The sequence below is a fragment of the Allobosea sp. NPDC055594 genome, from assembly GCF_053618995.1.
The window spans coordinates 1-309 of the sequence record NZ_JBSHIO010000054.1 but is presented as its reverse complement, the minus strand read 5'-3'; the positions used below and the strand labels follow the sequence as shown (position 1 = coordinate 309).

General features: G+C 50.8%; 1 protein-coding gene. It reads left to right on the top strand.

The features are described from left to right. Positions 1-309, top strand: a 309-nt coding sequence (locus tag ACWGRX_RS26930; RefSeq protein ID WP_452120061.1) for a hypothetical protein, incomplete at both ends; no start/stop codon positions are given.

Below are 309 nucleotides of genomic sequence, written 5' to 3'. Positions count from 1 at the left end.
CGAAAAAGGCAGGGTCGAATCTTGGATTGAGAAATTTACAGCGTCATCTATACCACAGTCCATTGACACCGTTCAGCTTGGGCAGATGACAGGAACCGTAGATATATCAGCGTTACCGCCGCTTGCGGCAGGCGACAAGCATATTGGGAGTGTTGAGATAGATAAGCCTGTCACACTCGGCGGGTCTTCTATCCCGGCGACACAACCTGTACCAACTCGGGAAGCCGGAATGAATGACTTTAGGGTTGGTGGGGTGAGTGTAGGCGTCACGCCTGTAATGGCAAAGTCAGGTTCTAGCAAACTGACAAA